The sequence below is a fragment of the Nocardiopsis coralli genome (assembly GCF_014892575.1).
Taxonomy (GTDB): Bacteria; Actinomycetota; Actinomycetes; order Streptosporangiales; family Streptosporangiaceae; genus Nocardiopsis; species Nocardiopsis coralli.
The window spans coordinates 23248-29647 of the sequence record NZ_JADBGI010000040.1 but is presented as its reverse complement, the minus strand read 5'-3'; the positions used below and the strand labels follow the sequence as shown (position 1 = coordinate 29647).

General features: G+C 70.4%; 3 protein-coding genes and 1 pseudogene. 1 reads left to right on the top strand and 3 read right to left on the bottom strand.

Features of this window, described 5'->3' with window-relative positions; all coding sequences use genetic code 11:
- From IDM40_RS26975 to IDM40_RS26965, 3 genes and pseudogenes are all read right to left on the bottom strand, one after another.
- A pseudogene (locus IDM40_RS26975) lies at window positions 1-1205 on the bottom strand (DUF222 domain-containing protein); the annotation flags it as partial.
- A gap of 807 nt (window positions 1206-2012) precedes the next feature.
- A complete protein-coding gene (locus tag IDM40_RS26970) occupies window positions 2013-2810 on the bottom strand; it encodes a response regulator (protein ID WP_193124899.1) in 798 nt (265 codons plus the stop codon).
- Window positions 2807-4729, bottom strand: a complete 1923-nt coding sequence (locus tag IDM40_RS26965) for an ATP-binding protein (protein ID WP_268959402.1) — start codon at window positions 4727-4729, stop codon at window positions 2807-2809. Before IDM40_RS26965 ends, IDM40_RS26970 begins: the two co-directional genes overlap by 4 nt.
- A gap of 252 nt (window positions 4730-4981) precedes the next feature.
- On the opposite strand from IDM40_RS26965, the gene IDM40_RS26960 reads away from it, so the two are divergent.
- A complete protein-coding gene (locus IDM40_RS26960; protein ID WP_193124897.1) occupies window positions 4982-6388 on the top strand; it encodes a CitMHS family transporter in 1407 nt (468 codons plus the stop codon).
- Window positions 6389-6400: the final 12 nt, after the last annotated feature.

The window sequence follows — 6400 nt, the reverse complement described above, 5'->3', positions numbered from 1 at the left end:
GCCGACAGGGGCACGGTGATGTTGATGACCGCCTTGGTCCCCGGCGGCTGCGAGCAGCCACCGCCAGAAGCGGACCCGTCAGCATCAGCAGAAGAGTCAGCAGCATCAGAGTCCCCCGAGGCGGAGTTCCCACCGCCCGAGGCGAAGCCGCCGGGGCCGTCGCCGTCGGCGTCGCCGACGGGGTCAGCACCCGCGTCAGCACCAGCGGCGGGGCCGCCGGTGGCGTTGCCCTTGCCCTTGCCGGTGACCTCGGTCCCGGCCTTGGTCTTGGTGTTGGTGTGGCCGTGGTGGCCGTGGGCGAAGCCCATCGCGCTGATGAGCGCGTCGTAGGTGCGCCCGTAGCGCGAGGTCACGGCCTCGCTCGGCGGGATGAGGCCGATGTCGGAGCCACCGGCGTTGCCGGGGCCGCCGGAGGCAGCTTCGGTGCCGTCGGCGCACGCGCCGGTGTCGGGGTTCTTCTCGGTGGTGCCGTAGGGGGCCGTGAACGAGGCCAGCGCCGCCTTGAGGCGCTCGCCGTCCGAGACCGGGCCCCACGCCTCGAAGCTGAACCCCGCGAAGTTGGAACGCAACCGCGCCCCGCGTTCAGCGAACTCGGCCCGCTCGTTCTTCTCCGCCCGGTCCGGGTTGAGGTCGAAGCCCAGGGCGTGGGCGGCCTGGTCGAAGTTCTTCACCGACATCGACGCCTTGTGGGCCTTGAAGGCCATCATCCCGGTGTCCACCTGCGCGCGGTACTCGTCCGCGTCCGGGTGGGCGTTGGTGTCGCGCTTTTCCACCTCGCGCTCCACCCCGGCGGCCACCGCGGCGGCTTCGCCCACGGTCAGGGCGCCCGCCTCGATCGCCTCGGTCGTCTTGGGGATGGTGCCGTGGTGCAGGTTGCGGGCCAGATACATCAACCGCTCGGCCTCGTTGGGGCCGATCCCCCAGGCGTGGGTCACATATGCCTTGATGGTTTTCTCCCCGCCCTCGGCCAGCAATTCACCGGAGGCTTCCATCTGCGCCAAGGGCGCGAGCATGGAAAAGGTGAGCTGGTCGATCTGTTCACGCACCGCCTTCATGCGTTCCAGAACGGTTCCGCCGGTGCCGAAAGGCACGTCCCCGGACAGAGTCTGGATGAACACCGCCACCGCGGCCATCAGCGCGGACACGGCCGGGTCCGGGCCGGTGCCCGGGGCCGGGTGCGCGTGGTCGGTGGTGTCGTTCGCCATAATCCAACAATACGCACGGGGGCCAGAAAGCGGTAGTTACCCAAAGGGAATAGAACCCTTACTTTTTACGGTCTCATGGCCGCCCTCTGTCCCTATTTCCGGGCTCCCGCATTCAGTCCAAAAATGGCCCTGTGGATAACCCTGCACGGCTCTTTTCTTTGGGCATTCTGGGGCGGGGGGTTCGGGGATCTTGCTACTGGAGCAGGGTTCAGCGCTGAAGTCTGCTCTGGTAGCAAGATCCTCGGCGGGAGGATCCCGCACACCCGCCACCCCCGACACTCAATGCGCGGCCGGGAGTGCGCGGGGCGTGCTTGTGCCGTTGCCGTCGCCGTCGCCGTTGCCGTCGCCGTTGCCGTCGCCTGTGCTTCCGCAGGAGCGCGCCACCGCCCGCACACCCCGACCGTTGGTCGCAATGGGGCCCCCAGAGGGTGTGTCGTTGCCGTTGCTCTTGGACCCGTTCCTTTGGGCTGGCGGGGGCCTCGGGGGCGAAGGGGTTCGTCGATGCGGGTCGGGACAGCCCGGCGAACAGGCCCGGAGCGCACACCCCGAGGCGCCGCGATCAACCACGCACAACGCCGACACATCCACTCCGACCCCGGAAATCAGGGGGTGGCGCCGACGAGGGTTGCGCGCAGGGCCGGCCGGGCTATCGTTCCCGACCCCGACGAACCACCACCCCCGAGGCAACACCAACGAACCCCCCCACCCCACCCCAGCCCCCCCCGAGGCACACCACAGTCCCCCACCCCGCAGAACACCACCGAGAAGCCCCTCACCCCAGGGGGCGGGGCCTGCCAACTGTCGGGGCTACGCCACCCACCGGTACCGGTGCTCCGGCCTCCCGGTCGACCCGTGCCGCATGGTGAGCACCGCCCGCCCGTCGGTGCACAACTGCTCCAGATACCGCCGCGCCGTCACCCGCGCCACCCCGGTCACCTCCGCGGCCTCGGTCGCCGACAGATCGGTCCCCGCCTGGCGCAGGGCCTCCGCGACCATCCGCCCGGTCGGCGAGGTCAGTGCCTTGGAGTGCGACCGGTTGCTCGCCGGGCGCAGCAGTCCCACGACCCGGTCCACGTCGTTCTGCGTCGCCTCCCCGGACTGCTCCAACCGGCTGCGCGCGGCCGCGTACCGCTCGAGTTGGTCGCGCAGGGACGCCAGACTGAACGGCTTGATCAGGTAGTGCACCGCCCCGTTGTGCAGCGCTTCCCGCACGTGCCCGACGTCCCGCAGCGCCGTGATGACCAGCGCATCCACGAGCCCGTCCTCGTGCGCACCGCCGCCGTCCTTCGAACGTCCGTCCACCGAACGCCCGTCCCCCGAGCGCCCGTCCCTCGAACGATCGTCCACCGAACGCCCGTCCTCCGGGCCCCCGCCGCCCTTGGACCGGCCGGGCCCGCGCAGGGTCCGCAGCAGCTCCATGCCCGACCGGTCCGGCAGGAACAGGTCGAGCAGGATCAGGTGCGGCCGCTCCCGCGCGATCGACCCCATAGCCGCGCCGGCGGTGTGCGCGACCCCGGTCACCGTGAACCCGGGCGTCTCCTCCACGAGGCACCGGTGGTTGTGGGCCACACGCGCGTCGTCCTCCACGATCAGGACCTTGATCACCGCGCACCTCCCGTAAGACTCTCCATCTCGGAACCGTCGTCGACCCCGTCCCCGGAACCCCCACCGTTCAGGGGCAGGCACGCGCTGAACACGGTCTCACCACCGCCTTCGCCACCGGCGCCACCACCGAACCCGTCCACGTCACCGCCTTCGCCTCGGTCACCTTCGCCTCGGTCGCCGTCTCCGTCGTCCCGCTCCACATCGACCCATCCACCGCGCCGCAGACACGCCTGCCGCACCAGCGCCAGACCCAACCCCCTCGGCCCGGACCCGGAACCCAGCTTCGTGGTGGTCCCCAGCGCGAAGAGCTCGTCCCGAACCCCGGGTTCCGGCCCCGGCCCGGAGTCGATGACGCGGATCTCCAACATCGCGCCGTCCTCGCTCTCCTGCGCCCCGTACTCGCGCAGCAGCAGCTCCACGCGTCCGCCCTCGCCCACCGCCTGCAGGGCGTTGTCGATGAGGTTGCCGACCACGAGCAGCACGTCCCGGCGCAGGGTTCCTTCCAGGGGCGAGTCCAGGTTGGACAGCGGTTCCAGCTCCAGCACCGTGCCCTGCTCGTTGGCCTGCGCGGACTTGGCCAGCACGAGCGCGGCGACGGACGTGTCCCCGATGCGCGCGGCGATGTCGGTGCTGGTGCGTGTGTGCGCGGCCGTGAGTTCGGCCAGGTAGGAGCGTGCGTGCTCGGACTCCCCGAGTTCCAGCATCCCGGCGACGGTGTGGATGCGGTTGGCGTACTCGTGGCTCTGGGAACGCAGCGCCCACGTCGCCGTGCGCACCCCGTCGAGCTCGTCGGAGATCCGGCTGAGCTCGGTGTGGTCGCGCACGGTCACCACGGCCCCGCCGTCCGCTCCCCCGTCGGCCTGCCCGACCCGCACCGGACGCCGGTCGCACACGAGGATGCGCGCGCCGACGGCGATGCAGACCCCGTGTTCGGCGTCGCGTCCGGTGAGCAGGTCCAGCAGTGCGCCTGCGCCCACGTGCTGGTCGGGACGGTCGCCCACGCACCCCTCGGGCAGCCCGAGCAGTTCCCGGGCGGGGGCGTTGGCGAGGGTGATGCGCCCGTCGGCCCCCACGGCGAGCACGCCTTCTCGGACCGCATGGAACAGGGCTTCGCGCCCGTCGAGGAGTTCGGTGATCTCCTCGGGTTCCATGCCGTGGGTCTGGGCGCGGATGCGGCGGGAGATGAGCCACGCGCCGCCCGCCCCGACCAGGAGCATGCCTGCGGTGGCGGCGACGATGCCGGGCAGTGCGTCGGCGAGCGCGGTGTCGAGCTCGTCGACGAGGATCCCGACGGAGACCAACCCGACGACCCCGTCCCCGGCCTGGCCCTCATCGACCTCCGAGCCGCCTTCCCCGGCCCGTCCTTCACCCGCCTCCGGAGCGCTCTGGGTCGTCATCACCGGAACCTTGGCGCGCAGCGTGAGCCCGGCCGGGCCTTCCTGCACACCGGTCCAGGTGCGGCCCGCCAGCGGTTCGGCCGGGTCGGTGCTGGTCGGACGCCCGATCTCCGCCTCGTCGGGGTGGGAGTGCCGGATCCCGTCCCGGTCGGCGACCACGACGTAGCGCGCCCCGGTCTCGGCACGGATGTCCTCGGCGGCCTGCGCGATGGCACTGTCGCCCCCGGGTTCCACGAGTTCCCCGGCCTCACCGGGCTGCTCCCCGGCCTCCGAACTGCCACCACCGCCGTCGGCCTCCGACACCGTGGCCCCACCACCCGACAACGCCTCACGGACGTCCGGTGTCGCCGCGACGGACCGCGCGATCGCCAGCGCCCGTTGTTCGTACTGGTGCTCGACCTGCGCCCGGTGGTGCAGGGTCCACAACAGTCCGACCACGAGCAGGGCCGAGCCGAGCAGAGCCACACTCGCGACGAAGAGTTGGCCGGTCAGGGAGACACGGCGTCGACCTCTCTCACGCATGACCCCCATATTGCGGGCCGACGACCACCGGACCAATACGGCCCGACACGAACATTACGACCATTAATCCCCGAACGAACACAAGACCGTGATCCAGGCCATGTAACGCGCATCATGTGACGTAACCCGCAGGAAACAACGGGGCGGCACCACCGGTGCCGCCCCGTCGCACGGTCATCCCGTTGCGCGCCGCGCCCGTCCCCCCGACGCACCTCGCGGAGCCCTGTTCCCGACCCGCTACCGGAAGTCGCCATGCTCAGCATCATCGGATTCGCGGTCATCGCCTCGGTGGCGACGCTGCTGATCCTGGGACGTGTGTCCCCGATCGTCGGCCTGACGCTCATCCCCCTCCTGGGGGCCTTCGCCGCCGGGTTCTCCCCCGCGGAGATCACCGAGTTCTTCGAGTCCGGGCTCGGCTCGGTCTTGGACGTGGCCGTGATGCTGATCTTCGCGATCCTGTTCTTCGGCGTACTCAACGACGTCCACCTGTTCAACCCGCTGATCAACTTCATGCTCCGGGTCAGCCGCGGAAACATCGTGGGCATCTGTGTCGGAACGGTCCTGCTCGCCGCGGTGTGCCACCTCGACGGGTCCGGAGCAACGACCTTCCTCATCTGCATCCCGGCGCTGCTGCCGCTGTACAAACGCCTGGAGATGAGCCCCTACCTGCTGATGCTGCTCATCAGCACCAGCATCGGCATCATGAACATGCTCCCGTGGGGCGGTCCGGTCGGCCGCGCCGCCGCGGTGATCGGCCTGAGCCCGATCGAGCTCTGGCACGGGCTGATCCCCGTGCAGGCCATCGGTCTGGTCCTGCTCGTCGGGATGGCCGCGATCCTGGGCCTGCGCGAGCGCCGCCGGATCGCCGCCCGCCGGAACACCCCTCACATGAGCGGCGTCGGGGGCCGAGGTGTGGACGGCACCGAACAGCCCCCGACGCCTTCCGGCAGCGGCGACGCGACCGACGGCCCGGCCGACGGCCCGGCCGGGAGCGCCGGCTCCACCGACAGCTCGAACACCCCGGGCCCCGACCTCGACGCGAGCCCGCGTCGGCCGCTCGCCAACTACCTACTGCTCGCGGTCACGGTGGGCGTACTCCTCACCGACATGCTCCCCGCCGGCCTGGTCTTCATGGTCGCGCTCAGCCTGGCGCTGCTCATCAACACCTCCAGCGTCGCCGAGCAGATGGAGCGGGTGCGCAAGCACGCCCCGAACGCCCTGGGCACCGGCGGCATCATCCTTGCGGCCGGCGCGTTCCTGGGCATCCTCGAGGAGTCGGGGATGCTCGATTCCCTGGCCGGCAACATGATCGCGTTCTTGCCGGAGATCCTGGTCGAGCAGCTGCACCTGGTCATCGGTTTCCTGGGGATGCCGCTGGAGCTGGTGTTGAGCACCGACGCGTACTACTTCGCGCTCCTGCCGCTGGTGGACAACATCGCCGTGCAGCAGGGGGTGGAGTCCACGACGGTGGCGTACTCGCTGATCATCGGCAACATCATCGGGACCTACATCAGCCCGTTCAACGCCTCGGTGTGGTTGGCGGTCGGGATGGCCGGCGTGGACCTGGGCAAGCACATCCGGTACTCGTTCTTCTGGATGTGGGGCTTCACCCTGGCGCTGTTCGCCGCGTCGGTGGCCATCGGCGTCATCGCGATCTGATCCGGCCGAGCA